22 protein-coding genes are annotated in these 24,189 nt (G+C 42.5%); 12 read left to right on the forward strand and 10 right to left on the reverse strand.

The genetic code is table 11. The features are described 5' to 3' along the window. Positions 1-34: 34 nt before the first annotated feature. The 6 genes from ACFFGT_RS31410 to ACFFGT_RS31435 all read left to right on the forward strand — a co-directional run bounded on the left by ACFFGT_RS31410 (position 35) and on the right by ACFFGT_RS31435 (position 5,965). The gene (locus tag ACFFGT_RS31410) at positions 35-2,407 is read left to right on the forward strand and encodes a ribonucleoside-diphosphate reductase subunit alpha (protein ID WP_377026475.1); all 2,373 of its coding nucleotides are present in this window, start codon (positions 35-37) and stop codon (positions 2,405-2,407) included. Positions 2,408-2,633: 226 nt separating this feature from the next. Continuing rightward, positions 2,634-2,840, forward strand: a complete 207-nt coding sequence (locus ACFFGT_RS31415) for a cysteine-rich CWC family protein (protein WP_377026476.1) — start codon at positions 2,634-2,636, stop codon at positions 2,838-2,840. Positions 2,841-2,900: 60 nt separating this feature from the next. After that, positions 2,901-3,767, forward strand: coding sequence for a tetratricopeptide repeat protein (locus ACFFGT_RS31420; protein ID WP_377026477.1), 867 nt, complete (start codon positions 2,901-2,903; stop codon positions 3,765-3,767). Between the two features lie 170 nt (positions 3,768-3,937). Beyond that, positions 3,938-4,696: a hypothetical protein gene (locus tag ACFFGT_RS31425; RefSeq protein ID WP_377026478.1), complete on the forward strand. Its 759-nt coding sequence runs from the start codon at positions 3,938-3,940 to the stop codon at positions 4,694-4,696. Between the two features lie 148 nt (positions 4,697-4,844). Beyond that, a complete protein-coding gene (locus tag ACFFGT_RS31430) occupies positions 4,845-5,021 on the forward strand; it encodes a hypothetical protein (RefSeq protein ID WP_377026479.1) in 177 nt (58 codons plus the stop codon). A gap of 251 nt (positions 5,022-5,272) precedes the next feature. Beyond that, entirely contained in the window at positions 5,273-5,965 is a 693-nt protein-coding gene (locus ACFFGT_RS31435; protein WP_377026480.1) for a hypothetical protein, read from the forward strand. Between the two features lie 385 nt (positions 5,966-6,350). Here ACFFGT_RS31435 and ACFFGT_RS31440 read toward each other — a convergent pair whose 3' ends face one another. Beyond that, positions 6,351-6,641: a DUF6881 domain-containing protein gene (locus tag ACFFGT_RS31440; RefSeq protein WP_377026481.1), complete on the reverse strand. Its 291-nt coding sequence runs from the start codon at positions 6,639-6,641 to the stop codon at positions 6,351-6,353. 153 nt (positions 6,642-6,794) lie between these two features. On the opposite strand from ACFFGT_RS31440, the gene rpsL reads away from it, so the two are divergent. The 5 genes from rpsL to ACFFGT_RS31465 all read left to right on the forward strand — a co-directional run bounded on the left by rpsL (position 6,795) and on the right by ACFFGT_RS31465 (position 11,913). Further along, a complete protein-coding gene (gene rpsL, locus ACFFGT_RS31445; RefSeq protein ID WP_073405808.1) occupies positions 6,795-7,208 on the forward strand; it encodes a 30S ribosomal protein S12 in 414 nt (137 codons plus the stop codon). A gap of 19 nt (positions 7,209-7,227) precedes the next feature. Then, positions 7,228-7,695, forward strand: coding sequence for a 30S ribosomal protein S7 (rpsG, locus tag ACFFGT_RS31450; protein WP_110585619.1), 468 nt, complete (start codon positions 7,228-7,230; stop codon positions 7,693-7,695). A 144-nt stretch (positions 7,696-7,839) separates the two neighbouring features. Then, entirely contained in the window at positions 7,840-9,951 is a 2,112-nt protein-coding gene (gene fusA / locus ACFFGT_RS31455; protein WP_377026482.1) for an elongation factor G, read from the forward strand. A 135-nt stretch (positions 9,952-10,086) separates the two neighbouring features. Continuing rightward, positions 10,087-10,392, forward strand: a complete 306-nt coding sequence (rpsJ, locus tag ACFFGT_RS31460; RefSeq protein WP_022830652.1) for a 30S ribosomal protein S10 — start codon at positions 10,087-10,089, stop codon at positions 10,390-10,392. Positions 10,393-10,833: 441 nt separating this feature from the next. Continuing rightward, positions 10,834-11,913, forward strand: coding sequence for an Ldh family oxidoreductase (locus ACFFGT_RS31465; RefSeq protein ID WP_377026483.1), 1,080 nt, complete (start codon positions 10,834-10,836; stop codon positions 11,911-11,913). Positions 11,914-12,149: 236 nt separating this feature from the next. Here the strand turns inward: ACFFGT_RS31465 and lepB (ACFFGT_RS31470) are convergent, their stop codons facing one another. The 7 genes from lepB (ACFFGT_RS31470) to ACFFGT_RS31500 all read right to left on the reverse strand — a co-directional run bounded on the left by lepB (ACFFGT_RS31470) (position 12,150) and on the right by ACFFGT_RS31500 (position 19,868). After that, positions 12,150-13,628: a signal peptidase I gene (gene lepB / locus ACFFGT_RS31470; RefSeq protein WP_377026484.1), complete on the reverse strand. Its 1,479-nt coding sequence runs from the start codon at positions 13,626-13,628 to the stop codon at positions 12,150-12,152. 22 nt (positions 13,629-13,650) lie between these two features. Further along, complete coding sequence (gene lepB / locus ACFFGT_RS31475) at positions 13,651-14,793, reverse strand: signal peptidase I (RefSeq protein ID WP_377026485.1); 1,143 nt, start codon at positions 14,791-14,793, stop codon at positions 13,651-13,653. A gap of 421 nt (positions 14,794-15,214) precedes the next feature. Further along, positions 15,215-16,669, reverse strand: coding sequence for a signal peptidase I (gene lepB, locus ACFFGT_RS31480; protein WP_377026486.1), 1,455 nt, complete (start codon positions 16,667-16,669; stop codon positions 15,215-15,217). Positions 16,670-16,684: 15 nt separating this feature from the next. Then, positions 16,685-17,434 carry a 4-hydroxy-tetrahydrodipicolinate reductase gene (gene dapB, locus ACFFGT_RS31485; protein WP_377026487.1) on the reverse strand — a complete coding sequence of 250 codons (750 nt, stop codon included), beginning with the start codon at positions 17,432-17,434 and terminating at the stop codon, positions 16,685-16,687. 23 nt (positions 17,435-17,457) lie between these two features. After that, positions 17,458-18,135 carry a DUF5683 domain-containing protein gene (locus ACFFGT_RS31490; RefSeq protein ID WP_377026488.1) on the reverse strand — a complete coding sequence of 226 codons (678 nt, stop codon included), beginning with the start codon at positions 18,133-18,135 and terminating at the stop codon, positions 17,458-17,460. A 14-nt stretch (positions 18,136-18,149) separates the two neighbouring features. Further along, positions 18,150-19,061, reverse strand: coding sequence for a ParB/RepB/Spo0J family partition protein (locus ACFFGT_RS31495; RefSeq protein ID WP_377026489.1), 912 nt, complete (start codon positions 19,059-19,061; stop codon positions 18,150-18,152). A 3-nt stretch (positions 19,062-19,064) separates the two neighbouring features. After that, positions 19,065-19,868 (reverse strand): ParA family protein, encoded by an 804-nt coding sequence (locus tag ACFFGT_RS31500; protein ID WP_377026490.1) that lies wholly within the window; start codon positions 19,866-19,868, stop codon positions 19,065-19,067. Between the two features lie 299 nt (positions 19,869-20,167). Here ACFFGT_RS31500 and ACFFGT_RS31505 point away from each other — a divergent pair, with 299 nt between their 5' ends. Beyond that, complete coding sequence (locus ACFFGT_RS31505) at positions 20,168-20,689, forward strand: NADPH-dependent FMN reductase (RefSeq protein ID WP_377026491.1); 522 nt, start codon at positions 20,168-20,170, stop codon at positions 20,687-20,689. A gap of 385 nt (positions 20,690-21,074) precedes the next feature. Here the strand turns inward: ACFFGT_RS31505 and ACFFGT_RS31510 are convergent, their stop codons facing one another. After that, positions 21,075-21,926, reverse strand: coding sequence for a T9SS type B sorting domain-containing protein (locus tag ACFFGT_RS31510; RefSeq protein WP_377026492.1), 852 nt, complete (start codon positions 21,924-21,926; stop codon positions 21,075-21,077). A 192-nt stretch (positions 21,927-22,118) separates the two neighbouring features. Further along, positions 22,119-24,113: a T9SS type B sorting domain-containing protein gene (locus ACFFGT_RS31515; protein ID WP_377026493.1), complete on the reverse strand. Its 1,995-nt coding sequence runs from the start codon at positions 24,111-24,113 to the stop codon at positions 22,119-22,121. Positions 24,114-24,189: the final 76 nt, after the last annotated feature.

Here is a 24,189-nt window from a genome sequence, read left to right on the forward strand (position 1 = left end):
AGCTTCGCTTTTAACGGGGCAAAGGAGGGGGAAAATGTTCGTAGTAAAAAGAGACGGTAGAAGAGAGTCCGTAAAATTTGACAAGATCACTGCACGTATTGAGAAACTGTGCTATGGGTTTCAATTAGTTGACCCTATTGATGTGGCTAAAAAGGTAATTGAAGGTTTATTTGATGGCGTTACCACCTCCGAGCTGGATAACCTGGCCGCCGAAACCGCCGCTTCATTAACCACCAAGCACCCTGATTATGCTTTGCTGGCTTCACGTATTGCGGTATCAAACCTGCACAAAAACACCATCAAATCGTTTTCTGAAACCATGCGCCTCCTGCATGAATATGTTGACAAGAAAACGGGTAAAGATGCATCGCTTATTGCTGATGACGTATGGGAAGTGATCCAGGAAAATGCCGAACTGCTTGACAGCACTATCATTTATGACCGCGACTTTGGTTTTGATTACTTCGGTTTTAAAACCCTTGAAAAATCATACCTGTTAAAGATAGACGGTAAAATTGCCGAACGTCCACAGCATCTGTTCATGCGTGTATCAGTAGGTATCCACAAACATGATATTGAAAGCGCCATTAAAACATACCATTTAATGAGCGAGCGCTGGTTTACACATGCCACGCCTACTTTGTTCAACGCTGGCACACCAAAACCGCAAATGTCATCATGCTTCCTGTTAACCATGAAGGATGACAGCATTGAAGGTATTTATGATACACTGAAACAAACTGCCAAAATTTCGCAAAGTGCAGGCGGTATCGGTTTAAGCATCCACAATGTAAGGGCTACAGGTTCATACATCAGCGGCACAAACGGCACCAGCAACGGTATCATCCCAATGCTGCGTGTATTTAATGATACCGCACGTTATGTTGATCAGGGCGGCGGCAAACGTAAAGGTGCTTTCGCTGTATATTTAGAGCCATGGCATGCCGATATCTTTGAATTCCTTGACCTGCGTAAAAACCACGGTAAGGAAGAAATGCGTGCCCGCGACTTGTTTTATGCCCTTTGGGTATCTGACCTGTTCATGCAGCGCGTTGAAGCCAATGAGGATTGGAGCTTATTCTGCCCTCACGAAGCACCAGGCTTAGCCGATTGCTGGGGTAAGGAATTTGAGGCCCTTTATACTAAATACGAAAAAGAAGGCCGCCAGCGACGTACTGTAAAAGCACAGGAACTGTGGTTTGCAGTATTGGATGCACAGGTTGAAACCGGTACGCCATACCTGTTATATAAAGATGCTGCCAACGGTAAATCAAACCAGCAAAACCTGGGTACCATTAAAAGCTCAAACCTTTGCACCGAGATCATCGAGTATACCGATGCTAACGAGGTAGCTGTTTGTAACCTTGCATCATTGGCATTGCCACGTTACATCAGCAACGGCGCGTTTGATCATGATAAACTGTACGAGGTAACTTACCAGGCCACCATCAACCTTAACCGCATTATTGATGGTAACTACTACCCTGTTAAAGAAGCTGAATATTCAAACTTAAGGCACCGTCCTATTGGTTTAGGTGTACAAGGTTTGGCCGATACCTTCATCCAGCTGCGTATGCCGTTTGAAAGCGAAGAAGCTAAACAACTGAACATCGAGATTTTTGAAACCATCTACTTTGCAGCTATGACAGCTTCAAAAGATATGGCAATTGCCGATGGCGCTTATGAAACGTTTAAAGGCTCACCATTATCGCAAGGCAAATTCCAGTTCGATCTTTGGGGTGTAAAACCTGAAAGCGGTCGCTGGGATTGGGAAAACCTGCGTTTAGATGTAATGAACCACGGTGTACGTAACTCATTATTGGTTGCGCCAATGCCAACTGCTTCAACATCACAGATATTAGGTAACAACGAGTGTTTTGAACCATATACTTCAAACATTTACACCCGTCGTGTATTAAGCGGTGAGTTCATTGTAGTGAACAAATACCTGCTACGCGATTTGGTTAACCTTGGTCTGTGGAGCACCAGCATGAAAGATAAGATCATCAGCGCTAACGGTTCAATCCAGGATATAGCTGAGATCCCTGCCGAGATTAAAGCATTGTACAAAACTGTTTGGGAGATCAAGATGCGCAGCATTATTGATATGGCTGCCGACAGGGGCGCGTACATTTGCCAGTCGCAATCATTAAACCTGTTCATCAACTCGCCAAACGCTTCAAAACTTACTTCAATGCACTTCTACGCATGGAAAAAAGGCTTGAAAACAGGTATGTACTACCTGCGTACACAAGCAGCGTCGCAAGCGGTTAAATTCACTGTTGAAAACCAGGGCGGTAAAAATATGGATCCGGTTATCCCAGCCGTTGTTGATGCCGTTGCCGACGAAATACCAGCAGGTCCTTCATGCTCAATGGAAGAAGGCTGCGTGACTTGTTCAGCGTAAGTTTTTTGGGTCGATAGACCATAGTCCATGGACTATAGCCTTAAAGCTATAGTTCATGGACTTTTTTATTTAGTAAGATTTTAAGCAAATTAGGAATGGTTTGTAAAGCATGGCTCAAAAGCAACAATTCCATTTATGACACTTACATTTAATATATCCCGGCAACATTCTTTAATTTTGCCATGTCCATGATCTATTAACCATAGGCCATGAACCAACAAAAACAATGACCAAACACGAGATCATCCGTTGCGAACGCTGTGAGGCACCTTTTGAATGTAAAGCCAATTCATTCACCAAGTGCCAGTGCAGTACCGTGCAGCTTACCCTCAATGAGGTACAGCATGTGAGCGAGTTATATGACGGATGCCTGTGCGCTAATTGCCTGCTCATCATTCAGCAGGAATATAGGGAGAGTATGGGTTTGGTTTGATGATAAAAATGCGGTCATCGTTATGATATTTCATATTCAGATCGCTATATTTATCTCAACATGAAACACCTATTCCTCATTACAGCATTTTATTTTATCGTCGGTTCGGCTTTTTCTCAGGCAGCCAATACGGGTATCGATACTTCCCTGAAATTTAATCAGCGCTATACCAAATGCGAAAAAAAGTGGGTTGTACTTTCAAAAAAAGATACGGCATCTTATTATCTCTTCGGTTTCATTTATATAGACTCGCAAGCAGGCTTCACTTTTGATTTACAAGGAAGCTTTAAAGTCAACAGCGATAACCAATATATAACGGATCCCAAACCGAAGGATCATTCGCTAAAATTAAGGATAATACCTAACTGGCAACTGGTGGCCCTGTTACCGGAGAAACATTTTTCAGAACTGGGGATAAAACCTGAACCCGATTGGATCAAAGGATACTATGCTTATACCGATACGGTGAGGCACAATTATCGCTGGGGCTGGATTTACAATGATCAGGGTGAACCTGCAATCGCTTTAACCTACCTTGAGCCCGCCTATCGCTCAAACCCTCATACCCCAGGCCTGGAATTTGAAATTGCTTATGCTTACAATGCATTAAACCAATATGATGCAGCCATTAAAATTTTAGAGCCGGCAATACAAAACAAACCCGATAACATGTTTTTTTATAAAGAACTTGGGTATGCTTACTATCATAAAAAAGCTTACAAACAAGCTATAGATACCTACAAAACCGGGCTTGGTTATGCGGATAATAAAAAATCTGAAGCAAAAGGTGAACTCGCATTTATTTTAGCAAATGCTTACAAAAGTACCGGCAACGAGAATGAATATAAGAACTGGATGATCAAAGGCAAAGAATACACTCCACCCGAATCCCCTCTTTATAAAAATTTTATCGATGCAGGATTTTAAAAGCCTATAAAATAACTCCCTTTGAATTAATCAATTTCCATTAATACATATACATACATCTCCAGTTAAGAGAAAGGATATGTCCTGTTTAATTTAATCCTTACCAACTAATTTATACATTGATTTACAGATGATTTACTTAAATTAGCGATGCAATTTCTATTAAAGAAATGAAAAACCTAAAAAGTATCCCGGCATTATTGTTCTTAGTTTTATTTGTTATAACCGCCTGCCAAAAGAATGGTATCCCCAATGCGCCTGCCGGGCAAATTGCCATTAGTAAATTAAAGATAAAAATCAACGAACCCGACTCGATGCTGCTGGTAGGCGCCGACACTACCAAAGCAGTAACCTGGACTATCAGCCCCAGTGGGTCTGACGAATTACAAACCCATACAATTGCCGCTCTTGTTAAATTTAGTAAAGCGGGGCAGTATACCGTAAAAGCAAGCAATAGCGATATTACATCCAGTCCTCTTACTGTAACCGTAATTGATTCGGTTTATGCTCCGGTTTATAATGAAAACTTCACAGCCGGCGAGCAGATAAGCCTGACACCGCGGATCATTAAAAGCACAAAATCCGATTCCAGTTATATTGGTTTTACAGCTACCACCAAAAACAGCTATTGCACCAATTCGCACCTGGATTTTGGCATCTATTTTAACACCAATCCTCAAGCCTATTTCATCCAGTTTAATGGCATATTTTTCATCATACCCGGGTGCGGTATAGGCAGTCATACAGTTGCAGCTACTACTGATTTCAGTTCCTATTTAACGCCCTTAACCCCGGGCACTTACCCGCTCCATATTTTTTTTGCAGGCGCAAACTATAATGGTACAATAGAAGTAACCCCAACCCAGGTCATTTTTCATTGGGACAATGCATCGGGTATCATCATTTCACCTACCACATTAACGAGGTAACACTATTTCAATTGATCATTTCTTAAACCGGTAAATTAATTGCGGCAATAGTTTAGCGATAAACCATCGCTCATTAATCCTTTTCCATTTAAATCAGTCATATATGTGTACATCTTCAATATAGATGATGCATTAAAGATTTAACACCATGAAAAAGAGATTTGTTGCTTTTGCACTTTTAATATCAGCAGTGGTATCAGTAACCTCAGGTTGCGTGGTACGTGAAGATTATGGTCACCATCACAGGTACCACAACGGTTATAATAATGGCTACAATAACGGTTACCATAATGGTAACGAACATTATCACGACCGCGGTTATTAATTTAAGTTTTCCATATTGTTGAGTTTTTGTGAGTGATGAAGAGGGCGCCGGTTTACCGGCGCTCTTTTTGTTTATACCGCCCTCCGTACGACAGTCGCTTTCGATACATTGTTTCGAAAAGACGAACACGCTTGATGGAAATCAAATTAAATATCGATTTAACTAAATTTAACAAAATTAAATTCTGTTTAATTTGGGTTTTATAAATCTTTTTTTCTAAGTTTGAATCATACATTATAAACCTGTTAAAAATGACCAGCCTGAAAACAACCTTTATCTACAATAAATGGCCGATTGCATTTATTGCGGTATTTATATTATTCAACAACATTATTGTTGATCATACCAATGCCTTTCCTAAACACAATACTACACTTACGGTCGAAACGCCGCTCAAAGCATTTGAAGGCATTTACCAGTTTAAGGAAAACGAATTTATGGTTTACCAGATCACTGTGCAGGGCGATAAATTACTTGCACAGAAGATAGGCGGAGATGCCAAACTAACGCTAACCCGCAAATCCGAGTTTGAATTTGAGTTTCCGGATGATGATGGAGACGAAAAGATCCCGGTTGTGTTTTCAAAAAACGAAGCTGGTGAAATAGCCCAGATCACTTTAGGTGGCAGGCAAATATGGACAAAGATCAAAAGCTATACTCCTCCTAAAGAGGCACAACTAAAGCCCGAACAAATAAAAGTTTTAGCAGGCAAATACCAGTCGGACGAAAGAGCTGATCTTTTTATTACAATCACCGCCACAGCCGATGGTTTAACGCTTAAGCAATCATGGGATGGTAAGGAGATCAATTTCAAACCCTTGTCGGATGTGCTGTTTTTAAACCAGGCTATTGGCTTTCCTTTAAAATTCACTAAAGATGCAAGCGGCAACACCACCAAAGTGTTAGCTTTTAACCGCGACACCTGGAACAGGGTAAAAGAATAAGCTCCCTAATTAATTACGAAATATAAAATTAAGGGCCGGCCCGCTGTTTCCTAAACCAGGTCACATCGGTAACCGGCCCGTTTTTTGACGCTCCCGTGGGCATAATATTAATAGAAACGGATTTCGCAATAGGGATGGAAGTGGATACCGGCCAATGAGCGTAATGCCTGCAGGCGTATGAACGTACAGCCCGGGCCGCAGGCATTGCCCAGTTTAGTGATTGGAGATTAGTTTGCTTTTCTTCTGAACTCGAATTAAATTAATTATTAGAATTTATTGAATTTGCTCATCATTCTGTTAATTCTTAAATTATATAAATTCGGGTCCAGACTGCCTGCATATTAATTCTTAAAAAGTGTACGAGTTTTATAACGGTCTTTATTTTTTATTCGGCCCACACACGCTCAAACTCATCTTTGGTAATTTCAAACTCCGCAAATTCTTCGCTATCCAAAGGTCCTTCGGCCAGGCCGCCATATTTATCCTCCTGATAGCTCTCATCATATTTTAAAACATTTCCGTTGGCATAAATTTCCATCTGCCTTAAAACATAATCATCTTCGTCACATTCAAAATACCATGTTGATGTACCCCAAAAATCAAACTCATCTCCTCTTAATTCGTCCCAGTTACGCTTGTAGTATTTCATAGCTTTATTATCTATCCTAAATATCATGATTATCAATGTGATTAAATTATTTATGGCAGCTTTTATGTTTTAATCCGTCGCCAAAAAAACTTTCACACAACTACTTGAAAATCAAAAATAATGTTCGTACTTTTGCAGTCCCGAAATGCGGGATAAAATTATTAGACAAAAAAGCAAGAAATGCCTACTATTCAGCAATTAGTTAGAAAAGGTAGAGTAGCTCTGGTTGACAAGAGTAAGTCACCAGCGTTGGACAGCTGTCCACAGCGAAGAGGCGTATGCACACGCGTGTATACCACTACCCCTAAAAAACCAAACTCAGCAATGCGTAAAGTTGCCCGTGTGCGCTTAACCAACGGAAAAGAAGTTAACGCTTACATCCCAGGTGAAGGTCACAACTTACAGGAGCACTCTATCGTTTTGATCCGCGGTGGTCGTGTTAAAGACTTACCAGGTGTACGTTACCACATCATCCGTGGTGCACTGGATACATCAGGTGTAGCTGGCCGTAACCAACGTCGTTCAAAATATGGTACCAAACGTCCTAAACCAGGTCAGGTAGCAGCAGCGCCAACAAAAGGTAAAAAGAAATAATTAAGGAGGATAGAAAGCAATGAGAAAGTCAAAACCAAAAAAGAGAATTATCCTTCCTGATCCAAAGTTCAATGATACTTTGGTAACAAGGTTTGTAAACAACATGATGTATGATGGTAAAAAATCAACCGCATACGCTATATTTTACAACGCCGTTGAAATTGTTGAGAAAAAAACAAGCGAAAACGGTTTAGAAACCTGGAAAAAAGCTTTGAACAATGTAATGCCTGCTGTTGAAGTAAAAAGCCGCCGTGTAGGTGGTGCTAACTTCCAGGTACCTACAGAGGTTCGTCCTGAGCGTAAAGTAGCTTTAGGTATGAAATGGTTAATCAGCTATGCTCGTCGTCGTGGTGAAAAAACCATGATGGAGAAATTAGCAGGTGAAATCATCTCTGCTGCAAAAGGCGAAGGTGCTGCTGTTAAGAAGAAAGAAGATACGCACAAAATGGCTGAGGCTAACAAAGCGTTCTCTCACTTCAGGTTCTAATTAGTAAAGATTACACCGATATAAAAGGATTACACCGATTATATATTAAGATTATATTGATTTACTATGATTGCGCCTTTTAGGTATACTCATAATAAATCAGTGAAATCATAACATAATCGGTGTAATTATAAAAAAACAAAAATGTCAAGAGATCTAAGATATACAAGAAACATAGGTATTGCCGCTCACATTGATGCTGGTAAAACTACCACTACCGAGCGTATTCTTTACTATGCTGGTGTAAGTCATAAAATTGGTGAGGTACACGAAGGTGCTGCAACAATGGACTGGATGGCACAGGAGCAGGAACGTGGTATTACCATTACATCTGCTGCAACAACAGTAAACTGGAATTACAGGGGCCAAAAATATCATATCAACATTATTGATACACCAGGTCACGTGGATTTTACCGTTGAAGTAAACCGTTCACTGCGTGTACTTGATGGTTTAGTATTCCTTTTTAGCGCGGTTGATGGTGTTGAGCCACAATCAGAAACTAACTGGAGGCTTGCTAATAACTATAACGTTGCCCGTATCGGTTTCGTTAACAAGATGGACCGTTCTGGTGCCGACTTTTTAAATGTTGTAAAACAGGTAAAAAGCATGTTAGGCAGCAACGCTGTGCCTCTTCAATTACCAATTGGTGCCGAAGAGAAATTTACAGGTGTTGTTGACTTAATTAACTGGAGAGGTATTGTTTGGAATGAGCATGATAAAGGTATGACCTTTACCGAAGTTCCTATTCCTGAGGATATGATCGAGGAAGCAACCGAGTGGAGAGAGAAATTGCTTGAATCAGTAGCTGAGTATGACGAAAGCCTGATGGAAAAATTCTTTGATGCTCCTGAAACTATCACTGAACGCGAAGTGCTTGACGCTTTACGTAAAGCAGTTTTGGACGCTAAGATCGTTCCCATGGTTTGCGGTTCATCTTTCAAAAACAAAGGTGTACAAACCATGCTTGATTATGTGATGGAATTATTGCCATCACCAATGGACGTTGAAGGTATTATTGGCCACAACCCTGATACCGGCGAAGAAATTTTACGTAAACCATCAGAAAAAGAACCATTTGCAGCATTAGCGTTTAAAATTGCTACCGATCCTTTCGTAGGTCGTTTGTGCTTTATCCGCGTATACTCAGGTAATTTAGAGGCTGGTTCATATGTACATAACATGCGTTCTGACAACAAAGAGCGTATCTCCCGTATCTTCCAGATGCATGCTAACAAGCAAAACCCAATCCCTAACGTAGGTGCTGGTGATATTGCTGCAGTAGTAGGCTTTAAAGATATCAAAACAGGTGATACCCTTTGCGATGAGAAATTCCCGATCATTCTGGAGTCGATGAACTTCCCTGAGCCGGTTATCGGTTTAGCTATTGAGCCTAAAACACAGGCCGACGTAGATAAATTAGGTATGGCGCTTGGTAAATTAGCCGAAGAGGATCCAACCTTCCACGTAAAATCTGACGAAGAAACCGGCCAGACTGTAATTTCGGGTATGGGCGAGCTTCACTTAGATATCATCATGGACCGCTTAAAACGTGAGTTTAAAGTTGAGGTTAACCAGGGTGCTCCACAAGTAGCTTACAAAGAATCTATCACAGGTACTATCCAACACCGCGAAACATACAAGAAACAAACCGGTGGTCGTGGTAAGTTTGCTGATATCCAGGTTATCCTTTCACCAAATGATGAAGGTAAAGAAGGCTTACAGTTTGTGAACGAAATCAGCGGTGGTTCAATCCCTCGTGAGTTTATCCCATCTGTACAAAAAGGCTTTGAAGCTTCAATGGTAAATGGTGTATTAGCCGGTTATCCGTTAACAAGCTTAAAAGTACGTTTAATTGATGGTTCATTCCACGCTGTCGATTCAGACGCGCTATCTTTCGAGTTAGCTGCTAAGATGGCTTACCGTGAGGCATTACCAAAATGTAAACCAGTATTGCTTGAGCCGATCATGAAAATCGAGATCCTTACCCCTGAAGAAAACATGGGTGATGTAATCGGTGACATGAACCGTCGTCGTGGCCAGCTTTTAGGTATGGATTCACGTGCAGGTGCACAGGTTATTAAAGCAACTGTACCACTTTCAGAAATGTTTGGTTACGTAACTCAATTACGTACCATCACCTCTGGCCGTGCCACTTCAACCATGGAGTTTGATCACTATGCTGAAGCACCACGTAACGTACAGGACGAAGTAGTAGCTAAAGCAAAAGGCAAAAAAGCTGCTCAAAACGCGTAATTAGTATTTGGTTGATTGGGTTGGATTAAGTGAGTGGCTTTACGCTTACTTGCCTAACTCAATCAACCTAATAAACATAATCAACCAATCACTTATAATTAATAGCTCTTATAAGTGGTTAAATTTTAAATCAACATGAGCCAAAGAATCAGGATCAAATTAAAATCTTACGATTACAACCTGGTAGATAAATCTGCTGAGAAAATCGTAAAAACAGTAAAGCCGACAGGCGCTGTAGTTAGCGGACCACTTCCGTTACCAACCGAAAAGAAAATCTTCACCGTATTACGTTCACCACACGTAAACAAAAAAGCACGTGAGCAATTCCAACTTTGCTCATACAAGCGTTTATTAGACATTTACAGCTCTAATTCAAAAACTGTAGATGCCCTGATGAAGCTTGAATTGCCAAGCGGTGTTGAGGTTGAGATCAAAGTTTGATAGACGACCGGCCCACTGAAAGGTGTGGGATAAAAAATAAAAAAGACCATTTGCTTTATGCGGATGGTCTTTTTTGGGTTTTGAGCCATCGTCATTGCGAGGTACGAAGCAATTTTCACCAACCCGTCATTGCTTCGTACCTCGCAATGACGTCAGTTTTAACAATTATTTAAACACTCTTATACTGGCGTTGCCTGCGGCCCGGGCTGTACGCTCATACTACACAAGGCCTTAATCACAGGCCGGTATCCGCTCCCATCCCTAACGCAAAAATTGTCTGAATCAAGATTTACAGAATTTAAGAATTAACAGAATTTTCTTGTTCAGCATTGCCAAAGGGAATCAAATTCAAGAAATCCTAAAATCAAGCACATCAAGGTTCAGAAAAATTCATCAACGAAATCAGCGCAATCAAAAAAATCAACGGTTATCTTTGCCCCTATGCTGATATCCCAACCCACCCTGCGCACATTTACCGAAGATATATTCAAAGCCATAGGCTGCAGTCATGAGCATGCAGTATTAGCCGCCGATGTACTACTCAAGTCCGATCTGCGGGGTATTGACTCTCATGGTGTAGCCCGCCTGAGCGGCTATGTGCGCCTGTGGGAGAAGAAACGTATTAATCCCACACCCAATATCCAAATAGTACACGAAACGCCAACGACGGCCACCGTTGATGGCGATGCAGGTCTTGGCCTGGTAGTGGCTCCTTTCGCCATGGAGGTGGCCATAAAAAAAGCAGCGTTATATGGTTCAGGATGGGTATCGGTACGTAACTCCAACCATTTTGGTATTGCCGGATACCACGCGTTAATGGCCGTAGAGAAAGATATGATCGGTTTTGCCATGACCAATGCCAGTCCGCTGGTTGCGCCTACGTTTTCCAACGAACGGCTGTTGGGTACCAACCCCATGTGTTATGCTTTCCCGGCAGGTAAATATCCGCCGGTAATAGTTGATATGGCCACCTCAGCAGCTGCTAATGGCAAGCTTGAAATAGCCCAGCGTTTAGGCAAACAAGTTCCCGAAGGCTGGATCCAGGATAAAGAAGGAAATTACACAACTAATCCGCATGCCCTAAAGACCGGAGGCTCACTCCTGCCGCTGGGCAGCGACCGTGATCATGGCAGCCATAAAGGTTTTGGCTTAAGCGCGACAGTTGATATACTGTCAGCCGTGCTATCAGGAGCGAACTACGGCCCCTGGGTACCGCCATTCGTGGCCTTTCTTGATCCGCCTGATGATCCCGTTGGCGCAGGCATAGGCCATTTCTTAGGTGCCATGCGGGTTGATGGTTTCCGCCCGGTTAATGAGTTTAAAGATCATTTAGATAACTGGATAAGCCGCTTTAAGTCATCAGCCACGGTTGATCCGGCACAAAAGGTCATCATCCCCGGCGAGCCGGAACTGGAAGCAGAGGCTGATAGAATGGCTAATGGGATCCCCTTAGTTGATGCTGTTGTTGGAGATTTGAATAAACTGGCGGAGAGGTTTAAAGTTGCTCCATTAGCCCCCTAACCCCCTGAAGGGGGAACCATAATTCAAAAACTAACAACTGCCGCGGGCTTAGTGCAGCGTAACCCGTTGTGGCCATTATGTAAGCTTTCAGCTTACATAACCCGCAGTTCAGCTGAAAGGTGAACCATGATAAACCACGGGCTGAAAGCCCGCGGCAGGGATTATAAAATGAAGAAGCCGGTTTGTTTCACAAACCGGCTTCTTCATTAAAGTTCCCCCTTCAGGGGGTTAGGGGGCTAATGGATCAGGTTAAACAACCTGCTCCAGCGGATCTTGTGGATGAACGAAGCATTATCATCAACACTCATCCAAATAAACAGTGCTTTACCTACAATATGATCTTCGGGCACAAAGCCCCAGAAACGTGAATCTTCCGAGTTATGACGGTTATCGCCCATCATAAAATAGTAGTTCAGTTTAAAAGTATAACTGTCGGCTTTTTTACCGTTGATCAGGATATCTTTACCGCTCACTTCTACCTTGTTGCCTTCATACACGGCTATCGCGCGACCGTAGATCGGGAAAGTTAAACTATCCAGCTTTACTGTCCAGCCTTTTTGGGGCACAATGATCGGCCCGAAGTTATCAACGTTCCATTTATAGTCGGGAATGTTAGCCCCTACTTTGTAATTGGAGAAAATGGCAGGATAAACAGGGTTTAACGGATCTGATGCCCCCCTTGGCGTTAACCTTGGTGTAACTGATTTAATATTTGAATATCCGCGCAAGGCTTTGGCCGCATCTTCAGTTGTATTGGTAATAAATTCGGTATTACTCACTGAAGAAAGATCAGAGAGGTGCAAATCATTTGCCACTTGTGGGTTAAGCTCATTACCGTCTGTTCTTACGTCGTAAGTGATCTCTCCTTTTGGCGGCGTGATAGCAGCTTTGCTGTTTATAAACACCTGCGCGTTAACAACGCTCAGCGTATCGCCCGGGGTTCCCTGGCAGCGTTTGATGTAGTTCTCGCGTTTATCAACCGGCCTGAAATAAGGCGAATCGGCATCCATAGGGTAATTGAACACCACCACATCGCCTTTTTTAATATCACTTAAACCAGGCAGACGGTAATACGGTAATTCAATCCCATCCCAATAGGCTTTGGTATTGATAAGCGGCATAGTATGGTGCGCAAAAGGAAAGGCAACAGGCGTCATAGGTAAACGTGCCCCATAGTTTACTTTACTTACAAAAAGGTAATCGCCGATAAGCAATGAGCTTTCCATCGACGCACTGGGGATCACATAAGCTTCGATAAATAACGTACGGATCAGCGTAGCGGCTATCACCGCAAAAATGATAGCATCAGCCCATTCGCGTACCTGGGTCTTCTTAAGTGCTTTCTTATATTTCTCCCTAAACTCAGGGCTTGCCGACTGTCCTAAATATTTGGTATCCTTATCAAAACCCCATTTTGGCATATAGATAAATTGCAGTGCAACACCGGCACAATGTTCGGCAAAGGTGAATTTCCCGTACGACTTTATAAAATCAATAGTAATGCCGATTGCTACCAAAATGTCCAATCCGGGGATGAGCAGCAGTACAAACCACCAGCCTGGCCTGCCGCTTAATTTGATCATTATATAAAAGTTGTAAAACGGAATTATAGCTTCCCAACCCGGCCTGCCGGCCTTTTCAAATAACTTCCACAAGCCTACGTAAGGCAATATGATTAAAATAATAAATGCAATTACAAATGCTACAACGTTCACTTTAGTGTTTTTATATTTTCAATTAGTGTATACCCCTGAATAACCTGTTCCACCTTATTTTATCAAAGAAAGAGGCAGTACTATCAATACTCATCCAGGTAAATAAAGCTTTGCCCACTACGTGGTCTTCGGGTACAAAGCCCCAAAAGCGCGAATCTTCTGAGTTATGGCGGTTATCCCCCATCATCCAGTAGTAGTTGAGCTTAAAGGTATAAGTATCGGCTTTTTTTCCGTTAATCATGATATCCTTGCCAACAACATTTACCTTATTGTTTTCATAAATTTCAATAGCACGGCCATAAACAGGGAAAGTCAGACTATCCAATTTAACTGTCCAGCCCTTTTTAGGGATAATGATAGGGCCATAGTTGTCAACATTCCATTTAAAATCAGGGAAATTAGGGGTGATCTTATAACGCGGGTACTTGGCAGGGTAAACCGGGTTCAGCGGGTCGCTGGTACCTCTGAGCGTTATGGCCGGAACAATAGATTTTACATTTGAATAGGTTTTCAAAGTAGCGGCTGCTTCTTTCGACATCTTCATCTCATAGCGATTATCGCCCAGGCTACCCGGTTGATCTATTTTAAGCTCATTCAAAATAGCGGGATTAAACTCTGTTCCGTTGGTTTGAACAAAATAACCTTCCTTCCCTCTTTCAGGATCGGGGGCAGCTTTACCATTTACAAACACGTGGGCGTTAACAACACTTAAGGTATCACCGGCAATTCCCTGGCAGCGTTTGATGATGTTCTCGCGCTTATCAACCGGCCTGAAAAGAGGTGAATCGGCCTCTATAGGCGCATTAAAAACCACGATATCGCCCTTCTTTATATCACTTAAGCCCGGCAGGCGGTAATATGGCAATTTCACACCACCCCAATATGCCTGGGTACCCCAGGGCGTAGTATGGTGCATAAAAGGAAATGAAACAGGGGTTATCGGCATTCTTGCACCATAGTTAACCTTGCTTACAAACAGGTAGTCGCCAATTAAAAGCGAGTTTTCCATTGAACCGCTGGGGATCACGTAGGCCTCGATAAACAGCGTACGGATGAGGGTAGCGGCTATTACTGCAAATATGATAGCGTCGCCCCATTCACGAAGCGCACTCTTTTTCTTTTTTACCTTGCTCGAATCTTTCTTTTTCCAGAATTTCCAGTTCATATTCTTGATGTGCAAATTATTTTAAATGTGCAGATTTCAGATGTGCAAATGTGCAGATTTTTTAATGTTTATATTTTATGTATAAGATATATGTTACACGTTATATGTTACGCTCCTCAATAATAATTAAAAGATGCCAATCAAATCACTCATCTGCACATCCGCACATCTTCCTAATCATCTGCACATCTGAAATCTGCACATCCGCACATCTTCCATCATCTGCACATCTGAAATTTGCACATCCGCACATCTTCCATCATCTGCACATCTGAAATTTGCACATCCGCACATCTTCCTAATCATCTGCACATCTGAAATCTGCAAATCCGCACATCTTCCATCATCTGTACATCTGAAATTTGCACATCCGCACATCTTCCTAATCATCTGCACATCTGAAATCTGCAAATCCGCACATCTAATTGATCATTCTAAATACCCTGTCCCACCTGATCTTAAATAACGATGGGGCATTGGCATCCCAGCTCATCCACACAAATACTGCCTTACCTACTATATGATCTTCGGGCACAAAACCCCAATAGCGCGAATCTTCAGAATTGTGACGGTTATCGCCCATCATCCAATAGTAATCCATTTTAAAGGTATAACTATCGGCCCTACTCCCGTTAATCAGGATGCTGCTACCTTTAACCTGTACACTGTTATTTTCATATACCTCAATGGCCCGGCGATAAAAAGGCATGGTCACGCTGTCCAGTTTAACTGTCCAGCCTTTTCGCGGAATAATAATTGGGCCCAGGTTATCCTCGTTCCACCTGAAGCGCGGATCATGCGGAAAAATTTCCGGATCGTACACACCCCTTAATTTAATATCAGGCTTTACGTTTTTAATATAGGGATACGTTTTTAATTTTTCGGCCGATTGAGCCGTAGTGTTTACTGTAAAATCAACTCTTGTAAATTGCTGAATATCCTCCAGGTGGAGATCATATCGCATACGATGTCCAAAACCTCTTACTGAGCCATCTGTACGTACCCGGTATTCCATTTCTCCGTTTGGCGGGGTCGCTATCAGTTGGTTATTTACGTATACCTGTCCGTACTCCAGCTTAAGGGTATCACCGGGAGTACCCTGGCATCGTTTGATATAATTTTCCTGCTTATCTACAGGGCGGTAAAACGGCGAGTCAGCTTCCATTGGGTAATTAAACACTACAGCATCACCCTTTTTAACCTCACCAAAGCCCGGCAGGCGGTAATATGGCAGCTTAATCCCATCCCAATAGGCTTTGGTACCGGTAAGCGGCATGGTATGATGTGCAAAGGGAAAAGCAACCGGGGTAATGGGCAAACGGGCGCCATAATTAATCTTACTCACAAATAAAAAATCGCCAACCATTAATGAGCTTTCCATAGATGAGGTAGGGATGGTAAAAGCCTCCAGGAACAGCCCGCGGATAACCGTAGCTGCAATTACAGCGAAAAGGATTGCTTCTGCCCACTCCCGCACCGGCGATTTATCATGATCAAGGTATTTTTCCCTGAAATCATCACTTGCAGATGGGCCAACATAGCGGGTGTTTTTATCAAAGCCCCACTTAGGAATAAAAATAAACGGCAGCAGTACCGACATGGTAATTTGCCCTATGCCCACCTTACCAAATGATTTAATAAAATCAATAAGGATGCCTATGCTTATAATGAAGTTTATGCCTGGTATTAAAAGCAGCAAAAGCAGCCACAGCGGCCTTTGGCTTAATTTGAGCATAATATAAAGGTGATATACCGGGATCAGCGCTTCCCAGCCGGGGCGACCGGCCTTTTCAAAAAGTTTCCAGTATCCGGCCAGTATTAAAATTAATAGCGGGCCCGTAATGATGTAAAACCCAATATAGCCCGCTATTGCCATTTATATCAAAAGCTATTAGCTGTTAAAATCAAACATGGCCTCAACCGAGTAAAAGCCCTTTTTATCGTGCAGCCACTCGGCAGCCAGTACAGCGCCTAAAGCAAAACCGTTACGATTATGTGCTGTATGCTTAAATTCGATACTATCCACCTCCGAGTCGTAAATAACGGTGTGCGTACCCGGTACACTGTCTATCCGCAATGATTCTATAAGCAATTGGTTAGGGGCAACATTGGCATCGTCATCACTGTCATCGGTGGTTAATACGTTAACCCACTCATTTTTGGTATCGGTGTTGTTAATGATACCTTCGGCAATGGTTATGGCAGTACCGCTTGGTGAATCCATTTTTTGGGTATGATGGATCTCTTCAACCTGCACCTCGTAATAAGGGTACCTGTTCATCACTTTAGCCAGCAGCTTATTCACGTAAAAAAACACATTAACACCAACGCTAAAGTTTGAAGCCCATAATAACGACTTATTTCCATCTACGCATTGCTGCTTTACCTGCGGTAAATTTTCATACCAGCCGGTTGTACCAACAACAATAGGAACATCAGCATTAAAGCAATGCTCAATATTTGATAATACGGATGCCGGGGTGGTAAATTCAATTACAACATCTGCTTTTTGCAGGTTTTCGGCGGTAAGCTCATGAAGGGTTTCATGATCAATAGTAAGTACAATTTCATGCTTGCGGCTGAGGGCTATCTTTTCGATGATCTTGCCCATTTTCCCGTAGCCAAGTAACGCTATCTTCATTTCAGGTATTGTGGTTTTCCTTATTAAAACGTAAAGGTAACTTTTAAACCCGGAATATAGGTAAAATTAGCGCCCTGTGCATACACCGGCTGATTAATTAAACCAGGAGTTACCTTGAACGACAGGTTATTATCAACCGTGTACGAATGGATGAACTTGGCATCAATATAAGCATCAATAGCCTGAATGCCCCATACACCTAAAAAACCAAAGATACTTAAATCGCGGTTACGCCTTGAGTTTTCACGGGCATCGCTCAGGTTGGCATCGGGCACATCTTTATAAAGATTATATTCGTTATAATACGGATCGCCGGGATTAGGCGGGTTGCCCTGCCGATATCTTGAAAGTATCAGATACTCATTATAATAATGCTGATTATATATAATAGCTGAAGTTAACAGGCCTAATCCACCATAAATTAACGGCACTTTCCACCACCTGTGGTTATACACCTGGCCCCAGCCTGGTATCATCAATGAATGTATTACTGCTTTATGCGGAATATGGGTACTATCGGGGTGATAAATCTTTTCTTTGGCAGGATCAATCCTTGGGGCAAATGAACCGGATGGGGTTTTAACAGGATGCTTTACTTTTAGCGTATCACTTTTTTTATTCCCCGTACTATCAACTATTTGAGCCTGTGCAGCAAAAACAAAAAAAGTGAATACACCTAAAAAAAACAGGAATCTATACATTATATAATTAACAATTACCAATCAAGCATTTCAAGGATGCGGCCCAGATCATCTTCCGAAAGGAAAGGGATCTCGATAACACCGCTTCCGCGGCTGCCTACTTTTAGCTTTACCCTTGTACTAAATTTTGAAGCAAGATCATCCTGGATCTTTTGCAACTGGTATGATACCGGCTCAGGCTGTTTGCCTTCTTTTTTTACCGGCGCCTTTTGCATCTCCCTTACCAGTTCTTCAACCTTACGAACGGATAAACCTTCCTTTATAATATGCTGATGTATAAATAATTGTTTAGCAGGATCGGTTAGCGTTAAAATAGCTTTGGCGTGGCCCATTGTAAGTTCACCGTCACGGATAGAGGCCTGGATAACCGGCGGCAGCCTTAACAGGCGCAGGTAGTTGGTAACTGTGGAGCGGTTTTTGCTCACCCTGTCGCCCAGTTCTTCCTGCTTCAGGTTACACTCCTCAATCATACGCTGAAAACTCAGGGCAACCTCAATGGCATTCAGGTTTTCACGCTGAATGTTTTCAATAAGCGCCATTTCCAGCATTTGCTGGTCGTTAGCAGTGCGCACATATGCCGGGATCTGGGTTAAACCAGCCAGCTTTGAAGCGCGAAAACGGCGCTCGCCCGATATCAACTGGTATTTATGCGCACCAATTTTCCTGAGCGTTATAGGCTGAATTAAGCCCTGGAGCTTAATCGATTCTGAAAGCTCGGTCAGTGCCTGCTCATCAAAATCGGTACGTGGCTGAAAAGGGTTAACCTCAATTTCGGCCAGTTTTATTTCATTAACCGAGCCAAGGTCATTTACCTCGGCAGGGCTTGCTGTTTCTTTATTTCTGTTTTGGTATGGTTGTACGTTAGGCGTGTCGTTCAATAGCGCACTCAGTCCCTTGCCCAGGGCATTTCTCTTTTCACCACTCATTTATTATACTGTTGCTGTAGCTGTTGCCGATTCACCCTTTACCATTCCGTTTTTCTCTAAAATTTCGCGGGCAAGGTTTAAATAATTTATTGCACCCTTACATGTAGCATCATGCATAATTACCGATACACCAAAGCTTGGCGCCTCGCTTAAACGGGTATTACGCTGTATAATGGTATCAAAAACCATGTCCTCAAAATGGGTTTTAACCTCGTCAACCACCTGGTTGCTCAGGCGTAAACGCACATCATACATGGTTAACAAAATGCCCTCAATTTCCAGCTGCGGGTTAAGACGCGACTGAACAATTTTGATGGTATTTAACAACTTACCCAAACCTTCTAACGCAAAATACTCGCACTGTACCGGTACAATTACCGAATCAGCAGCGGTTAAGGCGTTAATGGTGATTAAACCTAATGAAGGTGAACAATCGATAATAATAAAATCATATTCGTCCCGTACCTTATCAAATACCTGTTTCATTTTGTACTCGCGGCCACTTAAATTGATCATTTCAATTTCGGCACCTACCAGGTCAATATGCGCAGGCAGTAAATCAAGATTAGGGGTATCTGTTTTCTGAATGGCCTCATGAGGGTCAACCTCATTAATGATACATTCATAAATACTATTTTTTATATTGCGGGGATCGAAGCCAATACCCGAGGTTGAATTAGCCTGAGGGTCGGCATCAACCAACAAGGTTTTATAATCTAATACAGCTAAACTTGCAGCCAGATTTATAGATGATGTAGTTTTCCCTACGCCGCCTTTCTGGTTGGCTAAAGCAATTATTTTACTCATTCTATAGTTTAAAAAAATTTATAGTTCTGTGATTTATAACAACGTTAAATAGAAACAGAAATTTCTACTTTCGTAAAGTTTTTATCCGGTGATAAAGATACGGAATTAAATAATGCAGAATTCCACAGCTTTTGTCTATTTACAAACAAAATTGATCAATTAGTAAAATATCAGCTTAGCCATTTTTGAATATTATTGCTTAATTATATTTAACATTAAAGCACTCATTCACAAATTATTAACATGCAAACCAACAATGATATTACTAATCAGATCACGCAGCAATTTACTAATAATAAATGATAACCATTATATCATCAACTAACAGGCCCGGAAGTTCAACGCTTAAACTTGCGCAGGTTTACCAGCAAAAACTGCGTGAACGGGGCGCGGAAGCAGGCATTTTATCATTGGCCCAACTGCCCCCAAACATTATTGAAACCGACCTTTACAACAAACGCAGCCCGGAGTTTGAGCCTATCCAGCAAATAGTTACCGATACCGATAAATTTATATTCCTTATTCCCGAATACAATGGCAGCTTTCCGGGCGTGCTCAAGGTTTTTATTGATGCCTGCAGCTTTCCCGAAAGTTTTTATGATAAAAAAGCTGCTTTGGTTGGCTTATCATCGGGCAAGTACGGTAACATTCGCGGCGTTGACCATTTCACTGGTGTTTGCCACTACCTGCACCTTAACATCATGGCGCTTAAATTGCACATAGCCGCCATTCACAAAGAATTTGACGAGGAAGGGCACCTGTTTAAACCCGATACCATAAAGTTTGTAAACGAGCAGATTGATAAGATTATTAGGTTCTGATTTTGGGGGGATTTCACCAATTAATGATTGACTTTATTTCGCCATGCCAAGTACTAATTTTTCTTTCGAGCCTGTGGTCGGTGTTATCACCGCACCACATAATTAGCTGTTTTTATAAACTACAAGTCATATAAGAATGGTACGGTGATAACACCAGGTGTTCGGAAGATTTTTTAATTCCCTCCTTGGGGAGGGGTGCGGTAGAGTTGTGTAGTGGCAGGGAGGGGTTTATGCGCCATTTCAATCGGAAAATCCTATCGGTGAAACCCCTCCCTACACCCTCCCAGGGGAGGGAATCGCACAATCCCCAGCTTTTTTATTTCTTCCGAACACCAGTGCTGATAACACTGACCGCAAGCTAAACAATCAGTTTAATCCTCAAAAACTATCTTATCAAAAATACCCAACCGGATACCCTTGGGATCTCATTCTTAAAATCAATCACATAATAATAAGTCCCTGTATCAAGAGGGACACCATTGCGTGTACCATTCCAGGGGGTATTATAGCCAATGCTTTTAAAAACCATTGCACCACTGCGGTCATAAACCGTTAACCGGCAATCGGTATAAGCATCAAGATTGATGATATCCCATACATCATTAATACCATCGCCATTAGGCGAAAACACCGTGGGGATAGTTAACTTAGGGGCACTTGTTATAAACTCGATATCATCAAGCAACAGATCATTACCGGGCCCGCCGGGGGCACTGTTACTTATTTTTAAAACCAGGCTGCTTACATTATCGGGGGTCTTAAAAACCAGGCTATACTTTTTCCACACAGGACCCGCAGTTGCAGGAATTTGCCCTGTACGCAGCTTTTCAAGTACTTCGCCGGTTGTTGTTTCGATAGAGAAAAGGATATCCGGTTGCTGCACAGTTGGCCCTACCACGGTATTTTTGAGCAGGTTAAGGATATAAGCCGAAAACTCATAGGTTGTAGCCGGGCAAAGAGCGGGTACCATTCGGGTATAAAATGTACTCGGCTCGTTTGATGCATTGATCATCATCATGTAGCCGTTACTATTCCCGGTGTGGTCATGCGTTACATTATGCCAGGATGCTTCGGCACATCCGTCAGAGGCATTAACCAGTGTATAAAAGCCGTCGGGCGGGCAATATGGAGTATAAGCCATATTGGTAACACCTGCCGGTAAGGCAGGCCCATGTCCGGTACCGGATCCAAAATCCTCCCTGAACAGCCAATGCCCCAATTTACCGGTACAATCCATGTTTTGCGCACAGGTGTCCGTAAAAAACAATATCAACAATAAAAAAATCGGGGGAAAACGCGCCTGCATGACCGGATCAACAATAAAACCTTAAAGGTAAGTTCAAGTGCCGGGCTTAATGCAGCAGTCAACGGTCAGTTTTTATACCGATAAACTATATCGGTAATATCAGGACAATAAAGCAGTACAAAATCAGTGTACAATAAGCACCCAGCCCGATAATAACGGTGCGCCGCTTTTAAGATCGATAACATAGTAGTAAGTGCCCGAGGGCAAAACATAGCCTTTATAGGCGCCATTCCAGGGCTTATCGTATCCGATAGAAGAGTATACTTTTTGGCCGCTGCGGCTAAAAACATTCAGCGAGCTTTGCGGGTAGGTTGACAAAGCTTCAATATCCCAGTAATCATTTAAACCATCCCCATTGGGCGAAAACGTTGTTGGAATAACTATTTTTTTATAAACCCGTACAAAAACGCTGGCAAGAGCTGTTCCGCATCCTATATCCGAAGTAGCGTGCAGCGTATAGGTAATGTCATCAGTAGGGCTGGCTGTGGGGTTCAGTTTGGTAGGATCATCAAGACCATCGGCCGGGGTCCATAAATAAGTATCGGCATTGCTTGCCTGGGCGTCCAGCACCACCGACTGGCCTTCAAAAATCTTTTTCTTCGGTTCTATGCTTGCTTCAGGTGAAGGCATAACCGTTACAGTTACCGTTTGGGTGGCAGTACAGCCCTCGTTACTGGTTACCGTTACGGTATAAGTAGTAGTTTCGGCAGGTTTAGCAGCAGGACTTGCCGAAGTTGGATCAGATAAGCCGGTAACGGGTAGCCAACTATAACTTTTGGCATTGGGCGTAGTTTCATTGAGAATGGTGGCGCTGCCCTTACAAATTGGGGCAGGGTTAATAACCGGTATAACAGGTTTCAAGTTAACGGTCGCCCTCACGTTATCCGATGGAGTGGGGCAATCGGCAGCCGAAAAAACTGTAACGTGGTAGTCGCCTATATCGGCAACGGTAGAATTATCAATGATTAACGGGTTTTGAGCCTTGTTAGCAGAGGTAACACCCGGACCACTCCATTCATATCTTATTGTCCCTGGTGGTGCGTTTGCCGTGAGGATAAGCGCATCGCCCTCACACGCCGGAGGGGCAGTAATTGAGGGTTTGGCAAGGAAGTCATTAACCCTTATGGTAATTGCCTGCGAATAAGTACGGCAGGTTGGCGAATTGATATTAGTCCCTTCGGCCGCTGCAAGCCGGTATTCATAAATACCTATAGGAGTATTGTCTTTTACCGGAACAATGAGCTTGGCATCTGTTTCGCCTGGAAGATCTTCCCAGGTGCCTGCTGTATTCAGCTTTTGCCATTGCAGGCTTTTATCCGTATAATCATCACCTACGTCTGATACGATGGTAAAGTTTTTTGTTTCGCCGGTACATACATCTTTTGCAATATTATCTCCGATGCTTGTAAACCCAATAGGCATGGTAGGCCCGCAAGGCCTGAACTCAATATCATCAAGCATTAAATCGTTTCCATTATTACCGGGAGCATTATTGATCATCTCTATGGTAATTTCGTTATTACCTGAACCTGTTGAAAACAACATACTGTAACGGCGCCAATCCTCCGGGTCGCTGCTTCCCGGTATTGAGCCGGTATCATAAGTGGTTTTATCCCCGTTGGCATTAGTTATTACAAAAGTAATATCCGGCTCAGATACACCCGGCCCCGCATGTGCCTGAAATATCAGGTTAAAAACCCATGCCGAAAACTCATATTTGGTATTTTGACAAAGGGTGCCGGCATTTATTTTATAGGTAAAAAATCTGCTCGGATCGGGTGAAGCATTAATAAGCATCATGTACCCATTAGGGTTACCTGTATGATCATGTGTTACAACCTGCCATCCTTCAGGATGGCAATTACCAAAACCATTAGCCGGATTTATATTTGTTGTATTTACAATGGTGTAATGACCATCATTAGGACAGCCCTGGTCATATATAAAATCTGTTATACCATTTGCCAGCGGCGGCCCGTAGCCCTGCCCCGATCCAAAATCAAGCTTAAATACCGGATCACCAAGACTACCATTACAAACAACTGATTGCGCTTCAACTTTTACACAAGCAATGGCAAGTAAAATCAACAGAAATAATTTAACAGGATTGAAAAGCATTAACCGGTTGAGGAATATAAATATCGAACTACCAAAAATATATTTTTTTGGCTGCCCAAATGCATAAAAACCATTT

It is taken from the genome of Mucilaginibacter angelicae, assembly GCF_042434235.1.
Taxonomy (GTDB): Bacteria; Bacteroidota; Bacteroidia; order Sphingobacteriales; family Sphingobacteriaceae; genus Mucilaginibacter; species Mucilaginibacter angelicae.

Excerpts from the sequence above, each read along its gene's own strand:
- ACFFGT_RS31465 (WP_377026483.1), top strand. The coding sequence starts at position 10,834 with ATGCTGATATCCCAACCCACCCTGCGCACATTTACCGAAGATATATTC.
- ACFFGT_RS31505 (WP_377026491.1), top strand. The coding sequence starts at position 20,168 with ATGATAACCATTATATCATCAACTAACAGGCCCGGAAGTTCAACGCTT.
- lepB (WP_377026486.1), bottom strand. The coding sequence starts at position 16,669 with ATGGCAATAGCGGGCTATATTGGGTTTTACATCATTACGGGCCCGCTA.
- ACFFGT_RS31415 (WP_377026476.1), top strand. The coding sequence starts at position 2,634 with ATGACCAAACACGAGATCATCCGTTGCGAACGCTGTGAGGCACCTTTT.
- fusA (WP_377026482.1), top strand. The coding sequence starts at position 7,840 with ATGTCAAGAGATCTAAGATATACAAGAAACATAGGTATTGCCGCTCAC.
- ACFFGT_RS31510 (WP_377026492.1), bottom strand. The coding sequence starts at position 21,926 with ATGGATTGTACCGGTAAATTGGGGCATTGGCTGTTCAGGGAGGATTTT.
- ACFFGT_RS31435 (WP_377026480.1), top strand. The coding sequence starts at position 5,273 with ATGACCAGCCTGAAAACAACCTTTATCTACAATAAATGGCCGATTGCA.
- rpsJ (WP_022830652.1), top strand. The coding sequence starts at position 10,087 with ATGAGCCAAAGAATCAGGATCAAATTAAAATCTTACGATTACAACCTG.
- dapB (WP_377026487.1), bottom strand. The coding sequence starts at position 17,434 with ATGAAGATAGCGTTACTTGGCTACGGGAAAATGGGCAAGATCATCGAA.
- ACFFGT_RS31420 (WP_377026477.1), top strand. The coding sequence starts at position 2,901 with ATGAAACACCTATTCCTCATTACAGCATTTTATTTTATCGTCGGTTCG.
- rpsG (WP_110585619.1), top strand. The coding sequence starts at position 7,228 with ATGAGAAAGTCAAAACCAAAAAAGAGAATTATCCTTCCTGATCCAAAG.
- ACFFGT_RS31410 (WP_377026475.1), top strand. The coding sequence starts at position 35 with ATGTTCGTAGTAAAAAGAGACGGTAGAAGAGAGTCCGTAAAATTTGAC.
- ACFFGT_RS31490 (WP_377026488.1), bottom strand. The coding sequence starts at position 18,135 with ATGTATAGATTCCTGTTTTTTTTAGGTGTATTCACTTTTTTTGTTTTT.
- ACFFGT_RS31500 (WP_377026490.1), bottom strand. The coding sequence starts at position 19,868 with ATGAGTAAAATAATTGCTTTAGCCAACCAGAAAGGCGGCGTAGGGAAA.
- ACFFGT_RS31495 (WP_377026489.1), bottom strand. The coding sequence starts at position 19,061 with ATGAGTGGTGAAAAGAGAAATGCCCTGGGCAAGGGACTGAGTGCGCTA.
- ACFFGT_RS31440 (WP_377026481.1), bottom strand. The coding sequence starts at position 6,641 with ATGATATTTAGGATAGATAATAAAGCTATGAAATACTACAAGCGTAAC.
- ACFFGT_RS31430 (WP_377026479.1), top strand. The coding sequence starts at position 4,845 with ATGAAAAAGAGATTTGTTGCTTTTGCACTTTTAATATCAGCAGTGGTA.
- lepB (WP_377026485.1), bottom strand. The coding sequence starts at position 14,793 with ATGAACTGGAAATTCTGGAAAAAGAAAGATTCGAGCAAGGTAAAAAAG.
- ACFFGT_RS31515 (WP_377026493.1), bottom strand. The coding sequence starts at position 24,113 with ATGCTTTTCAATCCTGTTAAATTATTTCTGTTGATTTTACTTGCCATT.
- ACFFGT_RS31425 (WP_377026478.1), top strand. The coding sequence starts at position 3,938 with ATGAAAAACCTAAAAAGTATCCCGGCATTATTGTTCTTAGTTTTATTT.
- rpsL (WP_073405808.1), top strand. The coding sequence starts at position 6,795 with ATGCCTACTATTCAGCAATTAGTTAGAAAAGGTAGAGTAGCTCTGGTT.